Below are 24,496 nucleotides of genomic sequence, written 5' to 3' on the forward strand. Positions count from 1 at the left end.
TTAGACAAAAAAACTATTGCTGTTAACAATAGTTTTTAGTTTGTTTATTAAAAATGAATGTCTAATATTCATCATATTCACCATCTCCAAAGTTAAACGTTAATGAGAAACGCAACGTGTTTTCTAACGGACTTTGTACTTTTGATGCTGAAAACAGATATGACATGTCAATATCTATTGCAGAGTATTTAAATCCTGCTCCTAAAGCAAAAAACTTTCTTGCTCCTTTATCTTCGCTTTCATTAAAGTAACCTGCTCTAAACGCAAATGAGTCTTGGTATTTATACTCAGCTCCTAAAGCCCAAGTAAACTCTTTTAACTCTTCGCTAAATCCTCCTGGTGCATCACTAAAAGATTGAAAAATACCTTTTACAAAACTTACGTCGTTAGATTGACCTGAGATTATAACATTGCTATTCACTGGATTATTTGGAAAACCGACCAATTCATCTTCATCTTCATCGTATTGTCCATTTCCGTTCACATCGTCATATTCATATTCTCTACCAGTCATTGGAGGTGTTGGCACTAATAATTTATTAACCTCAGCAGTAACAGAAAGCTTATTATAGTCATCAAAAATAAAATCAAACCCACCACCAAGCTTTAAATTAGTAGGAATAAAATTTTCTCTTCCAGCATCGTCATATTTAATTTTTGGACCAAGATTTTGAATTGCAAATCCTGCTCTCCAACGACCGTTAAAATCGTTATATGCTTCTTCTTCACTTTGATAATATCCTGCAATATCAACTCCTATTGAGCTTGCAGCACTTGCATTAGCATCAACAGCTTGAATTCTTAAATCTGAACGCAAATATCTTAAAGCCACTGCCATTGAAAACTGATCTGCTAAGCGTAAAGAGTAAGACACATCTAAAGTAAGTTCGTTTGGTTTTTCTATTAAAGCTTCAGAAAATTCATCTTGCACAATTTCAATTTCACCAAGGCTAAAGTATTTAAAACTTGCTGCGAAAGCACTTCCTTCGTTAATTCGGTTGAAATACGTAATATTCCCTAAAAAGATGTCATTTACAAGTTTACTTAAATAAGGCGTATAACTTACTCCAATACCTGATTTGGTTTCAGAAAATGCATATTTTGCTGGATTCCATTGTTGCGAATACGCATCGGCTGATGTTGCTACTCCCATATCTCCCATACCTGCTGCACGAGCATCAGATGCTATAAGTAAAAAAGGAACACCAGTTGTAATTACTCTTGAATCATTATCTGGTATAACAACAGTTTCCTGTCCATTTGAAATATTAAAAGCTAATAAAGTAATTAGGGCAATTGTGTATTTTTTCATGTGTTATTAAGTATTCAACTTAGTGATTATAAACCACTAAAATATTTAGCAAATATAAATCTTTATTATAGTATTACAAGTTTTTGAATTTTTTCTACCTGTTTGTTTAATTGGTTTGATCGCACTTTTAGCTTATAAATATAAACCCCTTTTCCTATTTTATCCCCAAAGTCGTCTCTTCCATCCCAAACAATGCTTCTTGACAACGAAGATGTTCCATTATTACAGCATCCTTCGGAATTGGTTTGACCGTTTAAAGTTCTTACCAGTTTCCCTGAAACCGTAAATATCTGTATAGAAACGTCTAAATTATCTGAACTATTGTGATTGAACCAAAATTCAGTGTAGTTTACAAAGGGATTTGGATAGTTAAGTACATTAGTAATAACTAGTTTTTCATCTTTATCATGTACTACAAACTGTATTTCAGAAGTTGATGAATTGTTGTAAACATCCCAAGCTTTTAAGGTTAATGTATGCAAACCTGGTTCTAAATCTCTAAATGGATAAGTCACCTCTCCATTTTGGTAATCATCAACGTTAGCTTGATAATAATCGTTTAAAATATAAGGGTTTGCTTCATCTCCATCAATAATAGCAACAATATCATGTCCTACTCCACTAGATGTATTAATACCATTATCATCTTGAAGTTTTGCCAAAAGTGTTGGAGCTTCGTTAGTTATACCACCTGAAACAAAGTTTTCATCATTCATATAAAGGTTTATAACTGGTCCAATATTATCTTCTTCTGCATTTTCGTTAATACCTCCAACTTGAATATCAAAACTTGCTCCTGTTTGGTCTTGTGCAGGATTTTCAGTTTGAGCATAAAAACTAACCTTACCGTTACCTACAGGAATACTAATATCTCTAGGCACCACAAACTCAAAGTCAAACTGACCGTTTTCTACTGTTGCTTGTCCTTTAAAAATAATTTCTCCTAATGTTTCAAAATCCATGATAATGAGTTGACCGTTTTCAGTAGTACCATCATTTCCTAATGTTTGTCTTTCTATATTTTTATCAAAAACTGTTGCTGTTAATACACCATTATAATTTGGAATAAGGTTACCTGATTCATCAACTACTTCTCCTGATAATTTAACTTTATCCAACGCTTTTAAAACGTCTGTTTCTTGATCAATTGAAACATCGTTAACTGCTGTTAATCTAATATCTGGTTTAGGTAACGCTAACTTCATTGCTGGATCTCCAATATAAAACACCAATCGTTTTTGTGATATACCTGAAATTGTAGGATCCGTTTTTGTCAATCTCAAGGCTTCTGCAATAGTAGGGTATTCATTAGAACCAAAAGCAAACATCTTTTCTGTTAACTTTATATTGAATGACACACCTACACTGACAAAAATTTGTCTAGTTGTAGTTATTAATCCTATAGCTCCTCCTTCTTTATTCCAGTAAGTGTACTCTCCAGCTGTTGGTCTTAAAGGATCGTCAAACCTTGTATACTCACATGTTACAGTAACAAAACAATTATATTTACAGGTGTTATTTACTTCTTGCGAGTCATTTTTATCAAAAATTCTTTCACTAGAAATACCATCCTCTCCTCCATGTCCAAAGTAATTTACAACTAAAGCTCCTACATCTATTGCATCTCTTATAGCTCTATTTACCGAAGGATTACTATCGCCACTTGAACTAGACTCTTGTTGATAAGAATCTGAATGGATTTTTATAGTATTAATAAATGGTTTCTCTTCAGTAATTAAATCTGCTATCTCATCAGTTGTTTCTTGTAAAGTTCTTTCCCAAGCTTCATCAACATCATCTGAAATAAAGATGTAATTATTTCTCCAACTACCAAAAGATGCAGTTTTATGATAAGAATCAATTTTATCTACCAACTCAGTCGCACTTTGTAAATCTTGAGCCAAAATTCTTCCAACTGCAATGTCTAATAAGTTATTGGTAGCCATATTACCTTCATTTTCGTCCATCAACCCGTAGTAATCATCAGACACAAAAGAATCTGTTAAACTAAAACTAGCATAAGAATGCCATGATGGTACTACATCGGTTTTTGGAGCTATACGTTCTTTATGATCATAAGATGCATCACCAAACAAGCATAAATACTTAAGTCTCTTATCTGGAGCACTTGCATTATGATATACATACCTTACAAGATTTCTTATTGCAGTAATATCAACATTACCTGAACTAAACTCATTATAAATTTCATTTAAAGTCACAACTTTAACAGTCAACCCATATTGATCTCTATTGATTTGCGCTAGTCTTTCAGCTTGAGACGCTAGTGCGTTTGGTGAAATTATTAAATAGTCTATATCTTTAAACTCTCCTGAACTATTATTAAATATTGTTCCTTTTATATTTTGATTAGCAATTGTAGTAACACTTTCTCTTAGTGGCTGAAAATAATCTGAAGGCGTAACTGCCAAATATATTTTTGAAGTACCTGCTGTAGTTTTAAAACTAAAGTTTGAACTTTGATCAGAATTTGTATAGCCTACTACATTATACTTATCAGTTATATCCCATACTTCTGAAACGTTAGCTGCATTAGCCAAATTGTATTGAACTATTCCAGAAGAGGTTGCCACATTAGCATTTTTAAAAGTAAACTGACCCGCTTCAAAACTCAACTCTCTGGTAGCTTCTACAGAAATATAATCTAAATACCCTAAAGAAGCAGGGTTATTATTGTTATTATACTTTAAGTTAAATACAACATCAGGAGAAGTGAGCATTAAATTACCATTAAAAAATCCTCCAGAAGCTAGAGTAGGATTATCAATTGCCGCAAAATTAAAATTTGAAATTGTGTTTCCATTAAGCTTTACTTCCATTGACGTGCCAGTTTCAGAAACTGCAGCAGCATAAACCTTCACTCTAGCAGGTTCAGAAGTCACTAAGTTTGGAAATGTAAAAGTAAATTCTTTTTCATTTTCTATATCAAACCTATCTCCAAACCAACGCCTACCTACTTTCACCAAATTATATTGGTCTATTTCATGAAATTGATAATCCTGAAATGTGTTTACTTCAAAATCAGCATCATCGTTTGGCTGAGTAGCTTCCTGGATTCTTTTTCCCATTCCACTACTAATATTAATGTAGTAGTAAGATTTATCTGTATATGCGTTTATATTGGTATTACTCTCTTCATTATAGCCTCTTGGTCCTTCTGCATAAAACAATATATAATCGTCATTATCAAAATCACCATCTTCTTCACCAACAAACTTAATAGCATTCTCGGTTAAGTCAATTGGATAAAAAACTGAGTTTTCTTTAGGCAACATTGCGCCTCCATTTCCATAGACTTTAATATTTCTAGGATCCACCGAGTTTGTATTAACACCTAACTGATTTAAAAAACTTTTAGTTAGTCTAAAAACACCTGTAGTATCTACATAAAACCTATACCAACTCCCAGAAGCCAATACAGAGTTTGTAACTGCATTTGTTTGCAACATAGAGCTAGAAGATCTTCCTAAAGCACTAGAACTATTAGTTGTGCTGTAGCTTACAGTAAATGAAGTAATTTTTTTATACACTCCATTTTGTTTAACAATAGGTTTCAACTCTAAATAAGCAGACACATCATCTCTTGCTATTGCATTTGATAGTTTTAATTCAGGTGAATTAGAAATGGTATTAACTGGAACTCCTTTTAAATCTGTTGAACTAATAGTTGAGTATGAAACATTAGCTAATTGAACAGAGCTTTCATTGATATAGTTGTTGGTTTTCCAATGTGCAAAAAACTTCAACCCATCAGTATTACTAAAATTAAAGTTGTCCTTATTAAAATATGGAACAGTAACTATTGAAGAATCAGCTCTTAATGTTTTTTCTCCTTCCCAATTAATTTGAAATGTTTTTTGTTGAGAAAACCCTATAAAAGGCAGTAATACAAAAAGTAAGAGTAAGTGTTTTTTCATAGTATAATAAACGTTAGTACAGATATGTTATTATAGCTTTTCAATTTTTTATTCAAAATTACAACAATATTTAATTTATTTGTTCGTTAATTGGTAACAAATTACATCGATAAAAAGAGCAAAAATCCGATATCGTGTACAAAAAAAAGGATGAAATGCACTTTTTTTTTAATATAAATTACAAAAAAACGTTGTTATTTTTTCTTTAATTACTATATTGCGTCACTAAAATAAACTAGCTTACTTAAAAGTATGTATATGAAAAATGTATTTAACCTACGGATAATTTTAGCCCTAATGCTATCTTTAGCCATGTTTAGTTGTAAGAAATCTTCTTCGTCAAAGAATAGTTCTAGAGCCACTGGCTGGAACATCAACGACAAAAATGGAGGTTTTCAGTACAATACTAACTTTAAAGAACAAGAAACTGCTCCTGGATTAGTTTTTATAGAAGGAGGTACATTTACCATGGGTAAAGTACAAGATGATGTTATGCATGATTGGAATAATAGCCCAAACCAACAACATGTACAATCTTTTTACATGGATGAAACTGAGGTAACCAACATGATGTACTTAGAGTATCTTGATTGGATTAAAAGAGTTTACCCACCAGACGATCCTAACTTTAGACTTATTTATGATGGAGCTCTTCCTGACACATTAGTTTGGAGAAACCGTCTTGGATATGCTGAAATGATGACTGAAAACTATTTACGTCATCCTGGTTATGCTGAATACCCTGTTGTAGGTGTTAGTTGGATTCAAGCCGTTGAATTTGCTAACTGGAGAACAGATAGAGTAAACGAAATGTACTTACAAGATGCTGGTTATTTAAAAAGAGATTCTCACTTAACTGATACATCTGCTGATAGCAACTTTAACACTGACACTTATATTACTGCTCCAACTGAAACTTTTGGAGGTAACGAAGAAGTACTTAAGGGAGGTAAAAGAAAAGCTAGAACAGATGCTGAGGGTAACGAAATAAATGTTTACGCTAGTAGAGAAACTGGAGTAATTTCTCCAAAATACCGCTTACCATCTGAAGCAGAGTGGGAATATGCCGCTCTTGGGATGAGTGAATTAAGAAACTACAACACTTATAGAGGTAGAAAAAAATACCCTTGGAATGGTCAATACACACGTTCTGGAAAAAGAAAGTCTAGAGGTGATCAATTAGCTAACTTTAAGCAAGGAAAAGGTGACTACGGTGGAATTGCTGGATGGTCTGACGATGGTGCTGATATCACTGCGCAAGTGATGTCTTACGAAGCTAATGATTATGGTTTATATGATATGGCTGGTAACGTTGCAGAATGGGTTGCCGACGTATACAGACCAATTGTTGATGATGAATTTAATGACTTTAACTACTATCGTGGTAACGTTTATACTAAAAACGCAATTAATGATGATGGTACAGTTAAAATTGTAACTCCTGAAGAAGTAGTATATGATACTTTAAGTAATGGTAAACTTGTTGCAAGAAACTTACCTGGTGAAATTTTACAAGTTCCAGTTGACGAAAACGAAACTTACTTAAGAACAAATTTTGATACTAGTGACAACAGAAACTACAGAGATGGTGATGCTAGATCTTCTCGCTACTACAACGAAAGTTTTGACGAAGAAGAAACTGCTAATACTAGAAAAATGTATAACTCTCCAAAACATAATATCGAGAGAGACTCTTCAGGTAACTTAATTAAAGAGTACGACAAGTCAAACGACAGAACCTCTTTAATCAATGATAAAGTAAGAGTATACAAAGGTGGTTCTTGGAAAGATAGAGACTACTGGTTAGATCCAGCTCAACGTAGATTCTTCCCTCAAGATATGGCAACAGATTACATCGGTTTTAGATGTGCTATGTCTAGAGTAGGTTCAAAATCTAAAGGAAAAAACAAGACTAAAAATTAATTCTAGATTAATTTAAAAATACAAAGTCCTAGCAGTAATGTTAGGACTTTTTTATTACATTTAATTTATGAATATCACACAAATTTACAATTGCTTTCTTGAGTGTAAATCAGTCACTACTGATACTCGAAAAATCACAAAAAACTCAATGTTTTTCTCCTTAAAAGGTGAAAATTTTAATGGCAACACGTTTGCATTTGAGGCTATTGAACAAGGCTCAAAATATGCTATAGTAGACGAAAAAAAATATGCTATAAATGATAATATCATTCTTGTAGATGATGTATTAAAAACACTACAAGAACTCGCAACATATCACAGAACCCAACTAGGCATCCCAATTATTGCATTAACTGGCAGCAACGGAAAAACAACCACAAAAGAGCTTATTAATACTGTTTTAAGTCAGCAATATAACACTACAGCCACATTAGGAAATTTAAATAACCATATAGGTGTTCCTCTAACATTACTGTCAATGAATAATCAAACTGAAATTGGCATTGTTGAAATGGGAGCTAATCATCCTAAAGAAATAACTTTTTTAAGCAGTATAGCATTACCTGATTATGGGCTTATCACTAACTTTGGTAAAGCTCATCTTGAAGGTTTTGGAAGTATTGAAGGTGTTGTTAAGGCAAAATCTGAATTGTATGATCATTTAAAACAGCACAACAAAACAATTTTTGTGAATGAAGATGATGTAAAACAAGTGAACCAAATAGGGAGTTATACCAACACCATAAAGTTTGGAACTACAAGCGATATTCTAAAAATTGAATTTGTAGGTGCTCAACCTAATGTTGAAGTAAAATTAAAAGACACAAGAATTGCTAGCAACTTAACAGGGAAATATAACTTCAGTAATATTGCCTATGCAATTGCTATTGGAATTTACTTCAAAATTGATAACAAAAACATTAAGAAAGCTATTGAAAATTATTTCCCTAAAAACAACAGATCTCAAGTAATCAATGTTGGTTCAAACGAAATTATCTTAGACGCTTACAATGCAAACCCAACAAGTATGATGGCTGCTTTAGAGAACTTTTTACAATACAAGAGAGATAACAAAGTATTGTTTTTAGGAGATATGTTTGAGTTAGGGTCAACTGCGCATAATGAACATCAAAACATTGTAAACTTCATTGAGGATAATTTCAATGCTAACACATATTTAATTGGCGAGAATTTTTACAGCACACAATTAAAAAACAATGATGGGTTTATAAAAAAGTTCAGAAATTTTAATGATTTAGCTACCCACTTTGATACTCTAACTTTTAAAGATAAGCTCATGCTTATAAAAGGATCTAGAGGTATGGCTTTAGAGCGAATATTAGACTTAATAAAATAAAAAAAGTGCCTATTGATATTATATAAATATTATAGACACTATTTTTCCCTTTGTAATTAACTAATAGCAATGTAAAATTCTTATTTTTTTCAAACGTATACAATACTCAATTTGAGTAGTTTTTAATTAAAATAGGGTTTTATTCATTTTTAACATCCCAATAAGTTCTCCTGTTGACGTAATATTGAGTTTTTTTAGGATGTTCCGCCTATGTGTATCTACAGTATTAGGGCTTATATTTAGTTTTATTCCAATTTCCTTGCTAGAGTAATTCAAAACTAATAAACGTATAATATCACGCTCTCTATTTGTAATATCGTTAGTTAATAGTTTCTGAGAAAAGTTATTGAAATACTTGGTTTCGTACTCATCATTTTCATTTAAATATTTAGCCGTAGCTGTCACACCAAGTTTTACTCTTGAATCTACAACAGTATAATGAGCCAAACCTATTATAGGCTTCTTAAATGAATCAAACTCCAAAGGTGTAGTATTTTGAATAATGTTTACATACTCATCTCTTCCGTTTTTAAACCTATAATTCCAGGTGTAACTCATTTTATGTCTTTCATCTTCTGAAATTTCATCAAGAGTGTACTCCATTAATGCATTTAAAGCTTGTAACCAATATTCAACGTCTTCTGGATGTATTCTACTCCAATAATAACGCATAGCTTCTTGTTTCAGTTTTAAAGGGTCAATATGCAAACAAGAAAACATATTCTTACTAATGTATTCAAATCCTAATTCCTGCGTATTGGTAATACAGAAAAACGTAGAACTATGTGGTAAGTAAACATCAAGTTCAACAATCTTTTCAATGTGTTTTTCTAAAGTTGGACTATCGTAAGACTTAAAAATATCTTTGTAGAGGTTTTTTATGTTTCCTAATATCATAAAACTTTAAGAAGAAGATTAGTTATAGTTAATTATTTGGATTATAAAAATAAGAAAGATAATGTAAATAGGGCTAAACTTTGAGGTATAAAAAAACCCCAGAGAAGTTCTCTAGGGTTAAATTTCTGTGGGCGCGAAGGGATTCGAACCCCTGACCCCTTGGGTGTAAACCAAGTGCTCTGAACCAACTGAGCTACGCGCCCTCTGTAATTGGATTGCAAATATAAATTAGTTTTTGATATCCCAAAAGCTTTTTTGAAAAAAATTTAAATTATTTCTGCAACAACAAAAGTACTTCCTCCAACATAAATTAAATCTTCTGGTTTTGCACTTTTTTTTGCGTTGCTTAATGCTTCATTTACACTAGAATACGACTTACCCGCAAAGCCATGAGCTTTAAAAGTGTCTTTAAGATTATTTTCATCTAATCCTCTTGAAATATTTGGTCTGCAAAAATAATATGTAGCTTTTTTAGGCAAAATTGCAATTATTGTTGATAAATCTTTGTCACTTACAACCCCAAAAACGATATGAAGCTTATTATAGACCTCTGTTTTTAATTGATTAACCACATATGTTAACCCTTCTTTATTATGAGCTGTATCACAAATTACTTTTGGAGATTCTTGTAAAATCTGCCATCTACCTTTTAAACCTGTATTAGAAACAACTGAATTAAGTCCTAAAGCAATATTCTTTTGAGAGATATTAAAATTGTTTTGCTTTAGGATCTGTAAAGTTTGTAAAACGGTTTTTATATTTTTTTGCTGATAACTTCCTTTTAAGTCACTATCTAAAACTGAAGTTATATTTTGGTCTGCAAAATAAATTTCTGAATTATTGTTTTTAGCTGTTTCAGTAAAAACACTTTTGGTTTCAATTTGTGTTTCTCCAATAACAACAGGTGTATTAGGTTTAATGATTCCTGCTTTCTCGCCTGCTATTTTTTCTATTGTATCCCCTAAAAACTGTGTGTGGTCTAAACCAATATTAGTAATCACAGAAACCAAAGGAGTAATAATGTTTGTTGAATCTAAACGACCACCAAGCCCTACTTCAATAATAGCTATATCAACTTTTTTCTTTGAAAAGTAGTCAAAAGCCATCCCAACAGTCATTTCAAAAAAAGAAAGTGTATGTTGCTCAAAAAACGGTTTGTGCTTTTTAATAAAACTTATAACAAACTGTTTACTGACTTCTTTTCCGTTAATCTTAATACGCTCTCTAAAATCTTTTAAATGTGGTGAAGTATATAACCCAACTTTATAACCTGCTTCTTGAAGCACAGACGCCAACATATGACTTGTTGATCCTTTTCCATTAGTACCACCAACATGAACAGTTTTAAATTTGAATTCTGGATGATTAAGATGCTCTGCTAAAACCTGAGTATTATGTAAATCTGCTTTATAAGCCGACTTACCTTGTCGTTGATACATTGGAAGTTGCGAAAACATCCAGTTGATAGTATCTTGGTAGTTCATATTGTTATTGACCTAAACTAAAATCAATTTTAACCCAGCCTATTTGTGTAGCTGGTGCTTTAGAATCTGCTTTCCATCTATGAGACAATGCAGTTTCTTTAGCAGCTTGATACAAACAAGCATCGCCTGTTGTTCCTCTTTTTCCTGGAATAGCTTTAATTACTTTACCTGAACGGTCAACATGAATTTCGACCACAACTCTTCCTTCTTCTTGACAATCTGGAATCACTTTATTATACGTCGCAGATCCTCTACCATTTAAACCGTATCCTTTTCCTCCATTACCACTTCCTGGGTCTCCAAAATAGCTAGGTGCATAAGGGTTACCATCAAGCTGCCCTTTATCTCCTCCGCTATTATCTGGTCCTTCGTCACCTGTTTGAGTGCCTTCGGAGTTACTTACACCACCTATTAAAGCATCAAGCTCCTTTTTCTTTTTCTCTTTCTCAAGTCGCGCTTTTTCTTCAGCTTGTCGTTTCTCACGCTCAACACGTTCAGCTTCTGCCTTAGCTTTTGCTTCAGCTTCTTTTTGCTTTCTTATTGCAATAGCTTCTGGAGACTCTTGGGTAAGTACATCTTCTGTTTTAGCAGAAGAGGAAGTAGTTTCCTGTGGTTGCGTTTCTTCTACCTTTGGTTGTTCAACAACTTCTCTTGGTTGTGATTTTACAGGTTCAGTTGGTTGGATATTTCCGCTACCAACTTCTGAATTTCCAAAATTAACAGCTACACCATATTCTTCTGGTGGATCCATATATGAATGACCAACAACAAACAACAGCAAAATCAAAATCACCACAATTAAAGTTGTGATTTTTGCCGAATTACGTTCGTGTATGGTTTCAAAATACTTCATTAATTAGGTTTAACCGCCAAAATTACTTTAAACTTATTTCTATTAGCTATATCCATTACTTTTACCACATTATCTACAGGAACAGATTTTTCTGCTCTAAGCACAATGGTAGGTTGATCTTGTCCTGAAAGTGCTGATAGTAATTGATTCTCCAACACACTTTCTCCAACTAATTTTTGGTCTATATAATATCTTAAGTCTTTGGTGATACTAACAGCAACCGATTTTTTATTCTCGGTTTTTCCACTAGCCTTAGGCAATAGGATATCAATAGCATTTGTAGTCACTAAAGTAGAGGCCAACATAAAGAATATCAATAACAGAAATACGATATCTGTCATTGAAGACATGTTGAATTCTGGTGTGACTTTATTTCTTCCTCTAATATTCATTAAATAGGCTCGTTTAAGTGGTCTAAAAACTCTAGCGAATTGGCTTCCATTTGGTAAACAACTTTATCAGTTCTTACCACTAAATGGTTATAAGCGATGTAACCAACAATACCTACAATAAGTCCTGCAACTGTGGTGGTCATTGCTGTATATAATCCATCTGCTAGAAGTTTAATATCAATTTGACCTCCTGAATTAGCAATTTCAAATATTGATAATATCATCCCAATTACTGTACCAAGAAATCCAATCATTGGAGCTGCACCTGAAATTGTAGCCAAAATACTTACGTTTTTTTCTAGATTATAAACCTCTAAACGCCCTGCGTTTTCAATAGCTGTATTAATATCTTCCAATGGTTTTCCAATTCTGGTAATTCCTTTATTAATTAATCTAGAAACTGGAGAGTTTACTTGAGCACAAAGCATTTGTGCCGAATCAATTTTACCATTAGAAACATGGTCTTTAATTTGATTCATAAAATTGGAATCTATTTTTGAAGCTGCTTTGATAGCAAAAAGTCTTTCAAAATAAATATAAATAGCAACAACTAAGAGTACAAATAATATACCTATAATTAGCATTCCTGCTGTACCACCACTAAAAATCAATTCAATGATAGAAAGCGTTTTTTCAACAGATTCTCCATCAGTTAAAACCTCAGCTTCTTCAGGAGTAGTTTGTAATAACATATTTAGCATAAAGTGTTAATTTTTTTTATAACGTTAATTTTCTACCTAAAGTATAAATTAAAATATAGTTCTTGTAAACATAAACGCAATTGCACCTACTAAAAACCCAACAAGCGCTAACCAAGATATTTTCTTTAAGTACCAGAAAAAGTCAATTTTTTCCATTCCCATTGCTACTACACCAGCAGCCGAACCAATAATTAACATACTTCCTCCTGTTCCTGCCGAATAAGCAATAAAGTGCCATAATTCGTTATCGATAGGCTCAGAGAACATACCCAAACTTGCAGCAACAAGCGGCACGTTATCAATAATTGCAGATCCAACTCCTAATAATAAAACTACTAAATCGGAAACGCCTTCATGGTGTAACTCAGTTCCCATCATAGGCATTTTGTCTTGTAGTGTAGTTGCAAAACCAAATAGGATACCTAAAGATTCTAATGCTGCAACAGCCATTAATATTCCTAAGAAAAATAAGATACTTGGCATCTCAATTCTAGATAATGAATGATGTACTGGACTGTGGTGTCCTTGATAATCTGCTCCTTCAGCATCTGCATGAGATAATGCAAATTTTGAGTTACTATAAATCTCAGCAAAAATAGCAACAACACCTAAAGCTAACATCATACCTACATATGGAGGCAAGTGTGTTACCGTTTTAAAAATTGGCACTGATACAATACCTCCTAAACCTAAATACAACATTGTTGAACTAAATTTACTCTTAGGTTTGTCTTCTTTTTCGTCTTCATTTTCTAAATTTCCTTTAAAAGCAGGTAAAAACGAAGCAATAAATGTTGGTACCAACATACAAAGTAGAGATGGTACAAAAAGATATACAAATAAGTGACCAGTAGACACTTTCTTAGCAATCCATAACATTGTTGTGGTTACATCTCCAATTGGAGACCAAGCTCCTCCAGCGTTTGCAGCGATTATTATTAAACCAGCATACCATATCCTAACATCTTTATCTTGAATAAGTTTTTGAAGAATAGATATTAATACAATTGTAGCGGTTAAGTTGTCTATAATTGCTGAAAGGAAAAAGGCTAAAAACGCAAATATCCAAAGTAGTCGTTTTTTACTTTTTGTTTTTATAAATCCTTTGATAGTTGAAAATCCATCAAAATAATCAATGATTTCAACAATAGTCATTGCTCCTAGTAAGAACACAAGAATTTCGGCTGTTTTACCTAAATGATGTAAGAGCGTTTCTTCCATCATGTGCATTTTATCTTCGTGCTCTAATAATCCAAAATTATCTAGAAGAGCGTGTTTTCCTGAGTCGAACCATTGTGTGAAATTATCGATACCTAAAGCTATCAAAGCCCAACTTATAGCCATCATGACCAAAGCAGGAATAAGTTTATCGATTTTTAAATTGTGTTCTAGTGTAATAGCTAAATAACCTACTACAAATACTAATACAATTAGTGTTTCCATATTAAGTGTTATGTTATATAAGTTGACTTAAAGCAATCTCAAAAGCTGTTGCGCTTATACCAGTTTTTGATTTGTTGTTTTTATGTACGTTTTCTAATGCTTGTTTTATTCGGTTTGAGGTATCATTAAAAATGGCTTCGTCAGTCATTTGAACTTTGCGCTCCATAAAATAAGCAAAAACTCTTGCCATACCGCAGTTTGAAATAAAATCTGGAATAAGACTTACTTTATTATCTGTATATTCCATAATTGGTCCAAAAAATATCTCCTTATCAGCAAATGGTACATTTGCGCCACAAGAAATTACTTCAAGACCTGTATTAATCATATTATCAATTTGCTCTTTAGTAATTAATCGAGAGGCAGCACATGGTGCAAAAATCTCGGTTTCTAAAGCCCAAATCTTTTCATTCATTTCATCAAAAGGAATTAAATGATCGCTCACTAAAGTATTTCCAGACTTATTAGAATATAGCTGAGTAATTTCATCAAAAGTAAAACCTTCTTCTTTTATTAATCCACCTACTCTATCGATAATGCCTACTACTTTAGCTCCCATTTGTGCTAAATAAAATGCTGCTGCTGCACCAACGTTACCAAAACCTTGAACAATAGCACGTTTACCAACAACTGAATCCTGGTGAATATCATAAAAATGACGAACAGCCTCAGCAACACCATAACCTGTAATCATATCAGCAACAGTATATTTTCTTGTTACATTAGGTGAGTATTTTGGGTTTTCAATAACCTTAATAACACCATGCCTTAACTGTCCTATTCTATTAATTTTATCGGCTTGTGTTGGTCTAAAATGACCTTCAAAAACACCTTCTTGAGGATGCCATACACCACTTTCTTCAGTGATTGGGATAACCTCATGTATTTCATCAACATTTAGGTCTCCTCCTGTACCATAATAACTTTTTAGTAATGGCGAAACGGCTTTATACCAACGTTCTAAAACGCCTTTTTTTCTTGGGTCTTGTGGGTCAAAATTAATACCAGACTTAGCACCTCCAATTGCTGGTCCAGAAACGGTAAACTTAACTTCCATAGTTTTTGCAAGCGATAGCACTTCGTTCATATCAAGTCCTTTTCGCATACGTGTTCCTCCACCTGCTGCACCTCCTCTTAAGGAGTTTATTACTGTCCAGCCTTCAGCTTCGGTTTCTGGGTCTTTCCAATTAAAAATAATTTCAGGGTCTTTGTCTTCGTACTTTTGAAGTAAATCTTTCATGTAGTTAGTTATTCTTCAACAAATATAAAAAACTAAAAATCCTTAAATATTAATTTTATAATAATTTTATGGATAATAAATCCTACCTGAAGAATGATCTTTTTTGGCTCCTGTTACACTTTTTAAACAATTAACTGCTCCTTTGAGTTTTAAAACTCCTAACAATCCAAAAATTAATGCTTCTTTAAACTCAATAATCTCTTTTGAAGGCAACTCTATACTGTTTTTAGTTTTGGATACAATTAAGTCGAGAAGAAATTTATTGTATGCACCTCCACCACTTACTAATACTTTTGCGTTGTGCTTGGTATTGATTTCTTTTGAAATTTGCACAGCTACATGCTCAGTAAATGTTCTTAAAATTGTTTCTATTGGAAGATCATACGCATCAATTATAGGGAAAATAAGTTGTTTAACCCATTCTAACCCCAAAGACTTTGGGTGACTCTTTGAGTAAAAATCTAGATCATTAAGTTGGTTTAACAACTCTACATGTAATTTTCCTGATTTAGCAATTTGCCCTTCATTATCATAATTAAAGCCTAATGGTTTAACATAGTGATTAAGCACAATATTTACAGGACAAATATCGTAGGCAATTCTTGTATCATCAATTTCAGTTGAAATATTAGCGAATCCGCCAAGGTTTAAGCAAAAGTCATAATCAGAAAACAGCAATTTATCTCCAATAGGAACCAAAGGTGCTCCTTGGCCTCCAAGTTCAACATCTTGCACTCTAAAATCGCATACAACTGTATGCTGTAAAAGTTTTGACATTTTTGGTAAGTTACCAATTTGGTAAGTCATACCGCTTTGAGGTTGATGCAGTGCTGTATGTCCATGAGAACATATAGCATCTACAGTTTCAATATGATGTTTTTTAATAAACAAATTAATGACCTCTGCTAAATATACAGTGTAACCATCATCGATGTCTTTTAATTCTTGCTTAGAGTTTGAAACTAAATGTTTCAAAGTATTTTCCCAATACTGAGTGTAAGAAACAGTTTCTGTAGTATAAATAGTATAGGTCCATTTTTCATCAAAATTGAACTGTACATATATTAAATCGATACCATCTAATGATGTACCAGACATTACACCTATAACTTTGAATGTTTCTTTTGTCATATATGGTAAAAATAACAATCATTATTGAAAAAATGCTAACAAAAACTTATCTTTGACATCATTTTTTAACAAATCAATAATTTTATCACTACATATGGATTTTAATCTTACAGAAGAACATCTAATGATTCGCGATGCTGCTCGCGATTTTGCTCAAACCGAATTATTACCAGGAGTAATTGAACGTGATGAGAAACAACAATTTCCACAAGAACTTGTTAGAAAAATGGGAGATCTTGGTTTTATGGGAATTATGGTTGACCCTAAATATGGTGGGAGCGGAATGGATGCCATATCTTATGTGCTTATAATGGAAGAGTTATCAAAAATTGACGCTTCTGCTTCGGTTATGGTTTCTGTAAATAACTCATTGGTGTGTTATGGACTTGAAGCTTATGGTAGCGAAGAACAAAAACAAAAGTACCTTACTAAACTTGCCACTGGAGAGTTTATTGGTGCATTTTGTTTAAGTGAACCAGAGGCTGGTAGTGATGCAACTTCTCAAAGAACAACTGCTATAGACATGGGAGACCATTACTTATTGAATGGTACTAAAAACTGGATAACAAATGGAGGTCGTAGTGATGTTTATTTAGTGATTGCACAAACTGATAAAGATAAAGGACATAGAGGTATTAATGCTTTTATAGTTGAAAAAGGTATGCCTGGTTTTGATGTAGGTCCTAAAGAAGATAAATTAGGTATTAGAGGAAGTGACACACATACATTACAGTTTAATGATGTGAAAGTGCCTAAAGAAAATAGAATTGGTGAAGACGGGTTTGGTTTTAAATTCGCTATGAAAACATTATCTGGTGGTAGAATAGGTATTGCGTCTCAAGCTTTAGGTATTGCTTCTGGAGCTTATGAGTTAGCGCTTAAGTACTCTAAAGAACGTAAAGCATTTGGTACTGAAATTTGCAACCACCAAGCCATTGCTTTTAAATTAGCAGATATGGCTACCGAAATTGAAGCTGCTAGAATGCTTGTAATGAAAGCTGCTTGGGATAAAGACCAAGGTAATAACTACGACATGTCTAGTGCAATGGCAAAATTGTATGCTAGTAAAGTTGCAATGGAACAAACTGTTGAAGCGGTTCAAATTCATGGTGGAAATGGTTTTGTAAAAGAATACCATGTTGAACGATTAATGCGTGATGCTAAAATTACTCAGATTTATGAAGGTACTTCTGAAATTCAAAAAATTGTAATTTCGAGAGGTGTTATAAAAGGATAGTAATCTTACAACTCATAAAAAAACCCATCAAAATTTGATGGGTTTTTTTATACAATGTACTAAATATCCAAAACCAAGCAAATTTCATTATATTAGTAAAGTTAATAGCATAAAATCTCCCCTAAAAAAATTAATCTATACAGTAGTTTATGACGTTATGGAGATACAAAACCGTTGACAATTTCATTGTTATTTTTCTAACAATGTTATACTCATTTTTTTGTAGCGGTCAAGAAACTATAACCGAAAAACCATTTTCTTTCAATACCTTAACCATTAATGACGGTTTATCGCAAAACAGTGTTATAAGTATTGCCCAAGATAGCATAGGTTATTTGTGGTTAGCTACACAAGATGGTTTAAATAAATATAACGGTAAAAGCTTTAAACACTACGACAAGCAATTTGAAGACATTACAAGACCAAATTTTAGCAAACTTGGTAAAATTTATATCGATAAGCAAAATCGATTATGGGTTATCACTAACTCAGGAAAGCTAGAACTTTACAATCCAAAAACCGATACTTTTAAGCATTTAGAACGTTTTAATAATGTTAGTTCAATTTTTCAGGATAAAACACTGCAAACCTATATAGGAACCTACGGTAAAGGACTCTTCAAAATTGATACTAAAACTAAAGACACGCTACAAGTTTTAAATAACCAGGACAAACTCAAAACCATTTATGAATTTATAGAAACTGATACTGCTATAATAGTTGCAGCTTCAGGAGTTGTATTTCAAATTAAAAACAACACATACAATGAGATTAATGTTGAATCGAACACTAATGCAAACTTTAGTGCGCTTACAAAAGATAAAGACGACAATATATGGTTAGGAACTTTTGGTCAAGGGCTTTATTTTAAAGAAAACAACAAGACATCTTTTATAAAATATCAACATTCGCAATTACCCAATGACCTTAACATTGAAGACTTACTTATAGACAGTAAAAACAGATTATGGATTGCCACTTATGGCAATGGCGCTTATCTACTTAATCTTGAAAATAATACTGTTACAAACTTTAAAGCAGACAAAAACAACCCTTTTGCCATACATTATAATGACATCTTATGTTTATATGAAGATGCTACAGGAGTGATTTGGTTGGGTTCTGACGGAACTGGAGCGAGCTATTATGATGCTCACCTCATAAAATTCAATGTACTCACAAATAACCAAGTTCCTAAAAATGTAAATGTAGATGTGGTAAGGAGCATAAGTACTGATGCCAATAATAATTTGTGGATAGGCACATCTGGTAAAGGGCTTACTCATATTAACTTTAATAATGATGAGTATAAAACATATACCGTTAACAATTCTTCAATAGCTAGTGATAGAATAATAAGTCTATTCTACAACAACAATAAATTGTGGATAGGTCACCAAGGGTTTGGTTTAAATATCAGAACTGACTCTGGAGATTACATTTCATTCCCTGAAATTTCAAATCTTACAATCTGGAGAATTATAAAAGAGAACGATAATCAAAGTTGGTTGTGTACCGAACGTAATGGTATTATTTTATTCGATATAGATAAAGGTATTGTTAAGCAATTCAATACTGATAATTCTACCCTATCAACAAACGACATTAAAACAGCTATAAAAGGCAATGAGCACACACTTTGGATTGGTACTGATGATAAAGGGTTGTATAATTTAAATTTAAAGACTAATGAAATAACCAATATCAAATCCTTAAATGACAAAATAAAATCATTGCATTATGACAATGAAATCTTATGGATTGGCACAAATGGTAAAGGTTTAAAAAAGTATAATACTATAAACGGATCATTAGATGTTTACACAAAAGTTGATGGTTTACCAAACAATGTGATTTACGGTATACTACCAGATAAAGAAAACAACTTATGGTTGAGCACTAATTATGGAATTAGCAAATTTAATACTAAGGATACCATTTTTGAAAACTATAGTAACTATGATGGTTTACAGGCTTTAGAATTTAACACTGGAGCTTACTATAAAGACGAGAGCGAAAACTTATATTTTGGAGGCCTTGAAGGTCTCAACTGGTTTAACCCTAACCAACTTACATTTAACCCAATTAAACCAAAAACCATTATTTCTAAGTTTGAGATTTTTACTGAAGGTTATCCTTTAAAACAAAACTCAACCTTTAAATTCAATCAAAATACTGTAACCTTTACATTTTCTAGTTTACATTTCTCACAACCTGAACGTAACCTTTATAAATATCAACTCGTAAATCATGATGAAAGTTGGATTAGTTCAGGAAACAATAATTCAGCACATTATACCAACCTACCTCCTAACGATTATACATTTAAAGTAATATCAAGTAATTATGATGGTGTATGGAATACTACACCTGCTACATTTACTTTCACAATACTACAACCTTGGTATTTAAGCAAGCTTGCTATTGTTTGTTATGCACTACTTTTTTTGATTAGCATGTATTTGTTATACAGGTATTTTAAATGGCGTTGGCACATGAAAATGCAATTACAATTTGAGCATAATGAAACTGAACGCTTAAAAAAATTAGATGAATTTAAAACCAGGATTTACACCAATATATCTCATGAGTTTCGAACACCATTAACGCTTATTTCTGGTCCTATTGAAAAGCAATTATCAAAGTCTAACCTAACAGAAGATGACAAGAAAGAACTCTCTTTAGTTCAAAACAACTCTAAACGATTATTGAATCTAGTCAACCAATTACTAGACCTATCTAAGTTAGAATCAGGAAACTTAAAACTCTCTGTTTCTAAAGGAAATATTACAGCATTCCTCAAACAAATAGCAGCTTCTTTTGAGTATAAAGCTAAAGACAAAAACATACATTTTTCACATAAAATTCAATCAATTCCTGAAGCTTGGTTTGATAAAGATGTTATCGAAAAAATCACCACCAATTTACTTTCTAACGCAGTAAAATATGCGCCTGAAAACGGTCAAATTCACTTTGCTGCAATCGAAAAAAACGGTCAAATTATTATCACAATTATTAATAACGGAAATACCATTTCTAGTAAAGAGTTAAGCAAACTATTTCAAAGGTATTACCAAAACAACAAAAATGCTGATGGTGTAGGCATTGGACTTTCGTTAGTGAAAGAACTAGCTATTTTATCACATGGTAATATTGTAGCACACACTATGAATACAGATGATATTCAGTTTACTGTAACCTTACCTATTGAGCGTTCTTTTTATAATATTTCTGAAATAAACGAAGACACTAAAACAGTTGTTAATGATGAGCTTGATACAGTCTTAGAAACTCTAGCCACTTCTGAAGAAAAAACTATTAATAAATCTAAAGACAAACCTATTTTATTAATAGTTGAAGACGATAAAGATATAAGAGAATTTATAAGTTCAATTTTTAAAAATGACTATGACATTAAAGAAGCTCCTAATGGTGAAAGTGGCATTAAAAAAGCCATAAAATACATTCCTGATATTATCATTAGCGATATAATGATGCCTAAAATTGATGGTATTGAACTTTGTAATACTTTAAAAAAAGACGAAAAAACAAGCCATATTCCTATAATTCTACTCACAGCAAAAAGTGGTGACGAAAATGAAATAAAAGGATTAGAAACTGGAGCAGATGATTATATTGTAAAGCCTTTTAATAGTAATAAACTTAAAATACGTGTTGAAAAACTTATAGAAATAAGGCAAAAACTACAATCAAGATATAGCGCTCATTTTGAACTCAGCAGTATAAGTACAACTCCTGTTGATCAGCAATTTTTAACTAAACTAAAAACTATACTCAACGATTATATCACCGACTCGTCATTTAACTCTAATGTTTTGTCTAAAAAAATGGCTATGAGTAGAATGCAACTACACAGAAAACTAAAAGCTATAACAGGATTTTCAACAACCGAGTTTATCCGTAACGAACGCTTAAAGCTAGCGGTTAACCTTTTAAAAGACTCTGACTTAAACATTTCTGAAATCGCATATCAAGTCGGTTTCAACACACCTTCCTATTTTATAAAATGCTTTAAAGACGTTTATAAGTCTACACCTTCAGAATTCACTTCAAATCAATAAATACCAACAACTTTACGACATATGTTACATAGTTGATATAGTTTGTTACATAATTGACATCAAACTTTTTATTCTCATCATAACTTTACAAAACAAACAATGCATCCCTTTAATGCATTTTGTTGACCTCTCAATTAATAGCGTCTCACTAAGCACTGTAGTAATGCTAAAAGAAAAACTATTAGACGAAGCTAATAACGACCAGAATATTTATATAAGCATAGACCATTTAAAACATGGTAACTATATCATAAATATAATGCTAAACGATCAAGTTGTTAAATCTGTAAGAATCAATAAAAAAACATCATGAAAACAAAACTCATTTTTATAACATGCGCATTTTTACTTTGCGGAATAAATGCCGAAGCACAGCTTTTAAAAAAACTAAAAAAAAGAGCTGAACAAGCAGCAGAACGTACCATCCTTAATAAAACAGATGAAGTGGTATCTAAAAAAACTGAAAAAACTATTGATGATGCAACTTCAAAAAAAGAAAAATCTGATAAAAAAGAAGATGAAGACACAGGAGAACTCGAAGCATCAAACACAGCTTTAACTAAAAATACTGAAGCTAAAAAAGCATTTTTCAAAGAAGATATTATCATAAAAATGCACGAAAATGGAAACTTAAACCAAACTCAGTTTTTTGATGCCAATGAAGTAGCTGTTAGAATGGAAGATCCAAAACAACCTAAACCTGGTTTCATTGATAGTGAAGGTTATATGTATGTATACAGCGAAGGCGAATACCAAAAAACAGGAATTGTAGCACTTCAAAGTCAAGGTTTGATGGCTCCTACTATGATGATTGAAGCCTATAAACTACCACCTGAGCCCTTTATGGCTCAATTTGAAAAACAGCAAGATTTAGGCGTGACTGCTAACCCTTTCAATGGAATTGTAGAGTTTGCATTCATATATAAACCAGATGATTTTAGGTATGATGATTTTAATGAAACTACCCAAACGTTAAGAGGTAAAACGTATACTAAGTTTGAGTATTTAAACGAACCTGGTTATGAAGGTAGTTACGTTCTTTTTGATGACCAAGAGAGATTAGTTGAAATCTACACTAAAACATCAGAAGAAGCTGAACTTATTGATGGCTTTGGTTCACAAGGACAAGCAGGTGAAAGTTTAATGGTATATGATTACAAACCTGTTGAAGTCAAACTGCCTAAAGCTAGAGAAGTCAAAACCGTTGGAGAGGGACTTATGGGAGGTGTTATGGAAAACATTGTTAAAGGAGGAAATACCGGAAACACCAACATAGATGACAATGATTATGATAGCAGTAATAATAAAGGAAGTGTAAAATCGGCAAGAAGATCAATAAAAAATCATAAAGTAACAGTTAATGATTTACCTGAAAGCTATGACTTTAATTGGCAACTTGAAACAGAAATGACCTTAAACACAAGAAAGAAAGAGACCATAATGATGGTGTTTTTAATTAATGAAAGCGCATCGTATCAAGCTACAAAAATGACTATGGGGAACAACAAAAATACAGGAACTACAACTATGCTGTTTGACATGGACTTAAGCACAATGGTTATGTTTATGGATGCTCAAGGCACTAGTTTTTTACAAATGTATCCTATACCAGAAGTTAAATCCTCTAAAGAGAATTTAGATAATTATAACATAAAAAAGTTACCAGCTAAAACCATTATTGGTTATACCTGCGAAGGGCTACAATTTGAAGATGATAGGTATATAATGAAAATGTACCACACATTAGATGCAAAAATAAAACTTACAAACTTTTTGAATTTTGGTTCACAAAAACCATCAGATTTTCCTGATATGGACTCGAGGGTGTTAGATCAATTCTCTAACGGTTTAATTTTAGAAATGGATATCATTGATAAAAAGAAATCTAAAAACAACGTAAACATTATTGCTAAAGCATTAAACCAACAAAAGGCATCTATAAAAAAAGCCAATTACAAAACTATGGATTTATTTTCAGGTGCAAGGATGAAAAAAAACTAAGTTTATAAAATTCTAATATGAAAACAATACTTTTAAAAAGACTAATACTAGTTAATATTACTATAGCTGTTATAAGTTCTTGCGGTGAAAATTCAAAACAAGACAACACTTCTACCAAAATTAAAACTGTAAAAAACACCATAAAAACTATTAGTAAAACTGAAAATTTATTAGAAACAACTTCACTTACAAATGAGGCATTACAAGATTGGTTTCCTAATCAATTAATGAGTTTACAAAAAACTACAACTAGTAATGCCCCAATGTCAACACATGGTATTAATGGAGCAATTGCCAATTATGATGGAAATAATAAAGAAAAAATAAAAATCACATTATATGATTGCTCAGGTGAGAAAGGAGTTTTGCTTTTAAGTCAATACTCGTTCTATAAAAATATGACTGTAGATAACGAAAATGATTACAAAATTGAAAAATCATTTAATAAAAGAGGTATGGAAGGTATTGAAGCCTATGATAAGAACAGACAATATTCTGACATTTC

At 32.2% G+C, this 24,496-nt stretch carries 17 protein-coding genes and 1 tRNA gene (1 of these 18 only partly in view); 7 read left to right on the forward strand and 11 right to left on the reverse strand.

The features are described from left to right. Positions 1 to 61: 61 nt before the first annotated feature. Positions 62 to 1,312, reverse strand: a complete 1,251-nt coding sequence (porV, locus tag ACQ0RB_RS13855; RefSeq protein WP_430499174.1) for a type IX secretion system outer membrane channel protein PorV — start codon at positions 1,310 to 1,312, stop codon at positions 62 to 64. A gap of 65 nt (positions 1,313 to 1,377) precedes the next feature. Beyond that, positions 1,378 to 5,250 carry a type IX secretion system sortase PorU gene (porU, locus tag ACQ0RB_RS13860; RefSeq protein WP_430499176.1) on the reverse strand — a complete coding sequence of 1,291 codons (3,873 nt, stop codon included), beginning with the start codon at positions 5,248 to 5,250 and terminating at the stop codon, positions 1,378 to 1,380. A 252-nt stretch (positions 5,251 to 5,502) separates the two neighbouring features. Between porU and gldJ the strand changes: the two genes are divergently transcribed. After that, entirely contained in the window at positions 5,503 to 7,173 is a 1,671-nt protein-coding gene (gldJ, locus tag ACQ0RB_RS13865) for a gliding motility lipoprotein GldJ (RefSeq protein WP_129761494.1), read from the forward strand. Positions 7,174 to 7,240: 67 nt separating this feature from the next. Then, on the forward strand, positions 7,241 to 8,530 hold the full coding sequence (locus ACQ0RB_RS13870) for a UDP-N-acetylmuramoyl-tripeptide--D-alanyl-D-alanine ligase (protein WP_430499179.1): 1,290 nt from the start codon (positions 7,241 to 7,243) through the stop codon (positions 8,528 to 8,530). A gap of 126 nt (positions 8,531 to 8,656) precedes the next feature. Here ACQ0RB_RS13870 and ACQ0RB_RS13875 read toward each other — a convergent pair whose 3' ends face one another. From ACQ0RB_RS13875 to ACQ0RB_RS13915, 9 genes are all read right to left on the reverse strand, one after another. Beyond that, on the reverse strand, positions 8,657 to 9,427 hold the full coding sequence (locus ACQ0RB_RS13875) for a response regulator transcription factor (protein ID WP_262733226.1): 771 nt from the start codon (positions 9,425 to 9,427) through the stop codon (positions 8,657 to 8,659). A gap of 128 nt (positions 9,428 to 9,555) precedes the next feature. Continuing rightward, positions 9,556 to 9,630: transfer RNA gene (locus ACQ0RB_RS13880), tRNA-Val, on the reverse strand. A gap of 63 nt (positions 9,631 to 9,693) precedes the next feature. Beyond that, positions 9,694 to 10,911 (reverse strand): bifunctional folylpolyglutamate synthase/dihydrofolate synthase, encoded by a 1,218-nt coding sequence (locus tag ACQ0RB_RS13885; RefSeq protein WP_430499181.1) that lies wholly within the window; start codon positions 10,909 to 10,911, stop codon positions 9,694 to 9,696. Positions 10,912 to 10,915: 4 nt separating this feature from the next. Next, positions 10,916 to 11,764 (reverse strand): energy transducer TonB family protein, encoded by an 849-nt coding sequence (locus ACQ0RB_RS13890; RefSeq protein WP_430499183.1) that lies wholly within the window; start codon positions 11,762 to 11,764, stop codon positions 10,916 to 10,918. Beyond that, positions 11,764 to 12,156, reverse strand: a complete 393-nt coding sequence (locus ACQ0RB_RS13895) for an ExbD/TolR family protein (protein ID WP_129761499.1) — start codon at positions 12,154 to 12,156, stop codon at positions 11,764 to 11,766. Before ACQ0RB_RS13895 ends, ACQ0RB_RS13890 begins: the two co-directional genes overlap by 1 nt. Next, positions 12,156 to 12,857 carry a MotA/TolQ/ExbB proton channel family protein gene (locus tag ACQ0RB_RS13900; RefSeq protein ID WP_187347859.1) on the reverse strand — a complete coding sequence of 234 codons (702 nt, stop codon included), beginning with the start codon at positions 12,855 to 12,857 and terminating at the stop codon, positions 12,156 to 12,158. The genes ACQ0RB_RS13895 and ACQ0RB_RS13900 overlap by 1 nt, the downstream gene beginning before the upstream one ends. 48 nt (positions 12,858 to 12,905) lie before the next feature. Next, positions 12,906 to 14,300, reverse strand: a complete 1,395-nt coding sequence (gene nhaD, locus ACQ0RB_RS13905) for a sodium:proton antiporter NhaD (RefSeq protein ID WP_129761500.1) — start codon at positions 14,298 to 14,300, stop codon at positions 12,906 to 12,908. Positions 14,301 to 14,313: 13 nt separating this feature from the next. Continuing rightward, positions 14,314 to 15,540 carry a Glu/Leu/Phe/Val dehydrogenase dimerization domain-containing protein gene (locus tag ACQ0RB_RS13910; protein WP_131508038.1) on the reverse strand — a complete coding sequence of 409 codons (1,227 nt, stop codon included), beginning with the start codon at positions 15,538 to 15,540 and terminating at the stop codon, positions 14,314 to 14,316. A 66-nt stretch (positions 15,541 to 15,606) separates the two neighbouring features. Beyond that, positions 15,607 to 16,671, reverse strand: a complete 1,065-nt coding sequence (locus tag ACQ0RB_RS13915; RefSeq protein WP_430499187.1) for an anhydro-N-acetylmuramic acid kinase — start codon at positions 16,669 to 16,671, stop codon at positions 15,607 to 15,609. Positions 16,672 to 16,765: 94 nt separating this feature from the next. On the opposite strand from ACQ0RB_RS13915, the gene ACQ0RB_RS13920 reads away from it, so the two are divergent. The 5 genes from ACQ0RB_RS13920 to ACQ0RB_RS13940 form a co-directional block, all read left to right on the forward strand. Continuing rightward, a complete protein-coding gene (locus tag ACQ0RB_RS13920; RefSeq protein ID WP_131508600.1) occupies positions 16,766 to 17,908 on the forward strand; it encodes an acyl-CoA dehydrogenase in 1,143 nt (380 codons plus the stop codon). A 203-nt stretch (positions 17,909 to 18,111) separates the two neighbouring features. Then, positions 18,112 to 21,990, forward strand: a complete 3,879-nt coding sequence (locus ACQ0RB_RS13925) for a two-component regulator propeller domain-containing protein (RefSeq protein ID WP_430499189.1) — start codon at positions 18,112 to 18,114, stop codon at positions 21,988 to 21,990. A 163-nt stretch (positions 21,991 to 22,153) separates the two neighbouring features. Beyond that, positions 22,154 to 22,303 (forward strand): hypothetical protein, encoded by a 150-nt coding sequence (locus ACQ0RB_RS13930; protein WP_238155811.1) that lies wholly within the window; start codon positions 22,154 to 22,156, stop codon positions 22,301 to 22,303. Continuing rightward, a complete protein-coding gene (locus tag ACQ0RB_RS13935) occupies positions 22,300 to 23,991 on the forward strand; it encodes a DUF4412 domain-containing protein (RefSeq protein ID WP_430499191.1) in 1,692 nt (563 codons plus the stop codon). The genes ACQ0RB_RS13930 and ACQ0RB_RS13935 overlap by 4 nt, the downstream gene beginning before the upstream one ends. 17 nt (positions 23,992 to 24,008) lie before the next feature. Further along, a protein-coding gene (locus ACQ0RB_RS13940) for a hypothetical protein (protein ID WP_430499193.1) crosses the window boundary here: on the forward strand, positions 24,009 to 24,496 show its 5' portion. The gene runs 109 nt beyond the window's last position; 488 of the gene's 597 nt are visible here — the first part of the coding sequence; it begins with the start codon at positions 24,009 to 24,011; the stop codon falls past the right edge of the window.

The sequence above is a fragment of the Gaetbulibacter sp. PBL-D1 genome, from assembly GCF_050509525.1.
GTDB lineage: Bacteria > Bacteroidota > Bacteroidia > Flavobacteriales > Flavobacteriaceae > Gaetbulibacter_B > Gaetbulibacter_B jejuensis.

Excerpts from the sequence above, each read along its gene's own strand:
- porV (WP_430499174.1), bottom strand. The coding sequence starts at position 1,312 with ATGAAAAAATACACAATTGCCCTAATTACTTTATTAGCTTTTAATATT.
- porU (WP_430499176.1), bottom strand. The coding sequence starts at position 5,250 with ATGAAAAAACACTTACTCTTACTTTTTGTATTACTGCCTTTTATAGGG.
- gldJ (WP_129761494.1), top strand. The coding sequence starts at position 5,503 with ATGTATATGAAAAATGTATTTAACCTACGGATAATTTTAGCCCTAATG.
- ACQ0RB_RS13870 (WP_430499179.1), top strand. The coding sequence starts at position 7,241 with ATGAATATCACACAAATTTACAATTGCTTTCTTGAGTGTAAATCAGTC.
- ACQ0RB_RS13875 (WP_262733226.1), bottom strand. The coding sequence starts at position 9,427 with ATGATATTAGGAAACATAAAAAACCTCTACAAAGATATTTTTAAGTCT.
- ACQ0RB_RS13885 (WP_430499181.1), bottom strand. The coding sequence starts at position 10,911 with ATGAACTACCAAGATACTATCAACTGGATGTTTTCGCAACTTCCAATG.
- ACQ0RB_RS13890 (WP_430499183.1), bottom strand. The coding sequence starts at position 11,764 with ATGAAGTATTTTGAAACCATACACGAACGTAATTCGGCAAAAATCACA.
- ACQ0RB_RS13895 (WP_129761499.1), bottom strand. The coding sequence starts at position 12,156 with ATGAATATTAGAGGAAGAAATAAAGTCACACCAGAATTCAACATGTCT.
- ACQ0RB_RS13900 (WP_187347859.1), bottom strand. The coding sequence starts at position 12,857 with ATGCTAAATATGTTATTACAAACTACTCCTGAAGAAGCTGAGGTTTTA.
- nhaD (WP_129761500.1), bottom strand. The coding sequence starts at position 14,300 with ATGGAAACACTAATTGTATTAGTATTTGTAGTAGGTTATTTAGCTATT.
- ACQ0RB_RS13910 (WP_131508038.1), bottom strand. The coding sequence starts at position 15,540 with ATGAAAGATTTACTTCAAAAGTACGAAGACAAAGACCCTGAAATTATT.
- ACQ0RB_RS13915 (WP_430499187.1), bottom strand. The coding sequence starts at position 16,671 with ATGACAAAAGAAACATTCAAAGTTATAGGTGTAATGTCTGGTACATCA.
- ACQ0RB_RS13920 (WP_131508600.1), top strand. The coding sequence starts at position 16,766 with ATGGATTTTAATCTTACAGAAGAACATCTAATGATTCGCGATGCTGCT.
- ACQ0RB_RS13925 (WP_430499189.1), top strand. The coding sequence starts at position 18,112 with ATGTTATACTCATTTTTTTGTAGCGGTCAAGAAACTATAACCGAAAAA.
- ACQ0RB_RS13930 (WP_238155811.1), top strand. The coding sequence starts at position 22,154 with ATGCTAAAAGAAAAACTATTAGACGAAGCTAATAACGACCAGAATATT.
- ACQ0RB_RS13935 (WP_430499191.1), top strand. The coding sequence starts at position 22,300 with ATGAAAACAAAACTCATTTTTATAACATGCGCATTTTTACTTTGCGGA.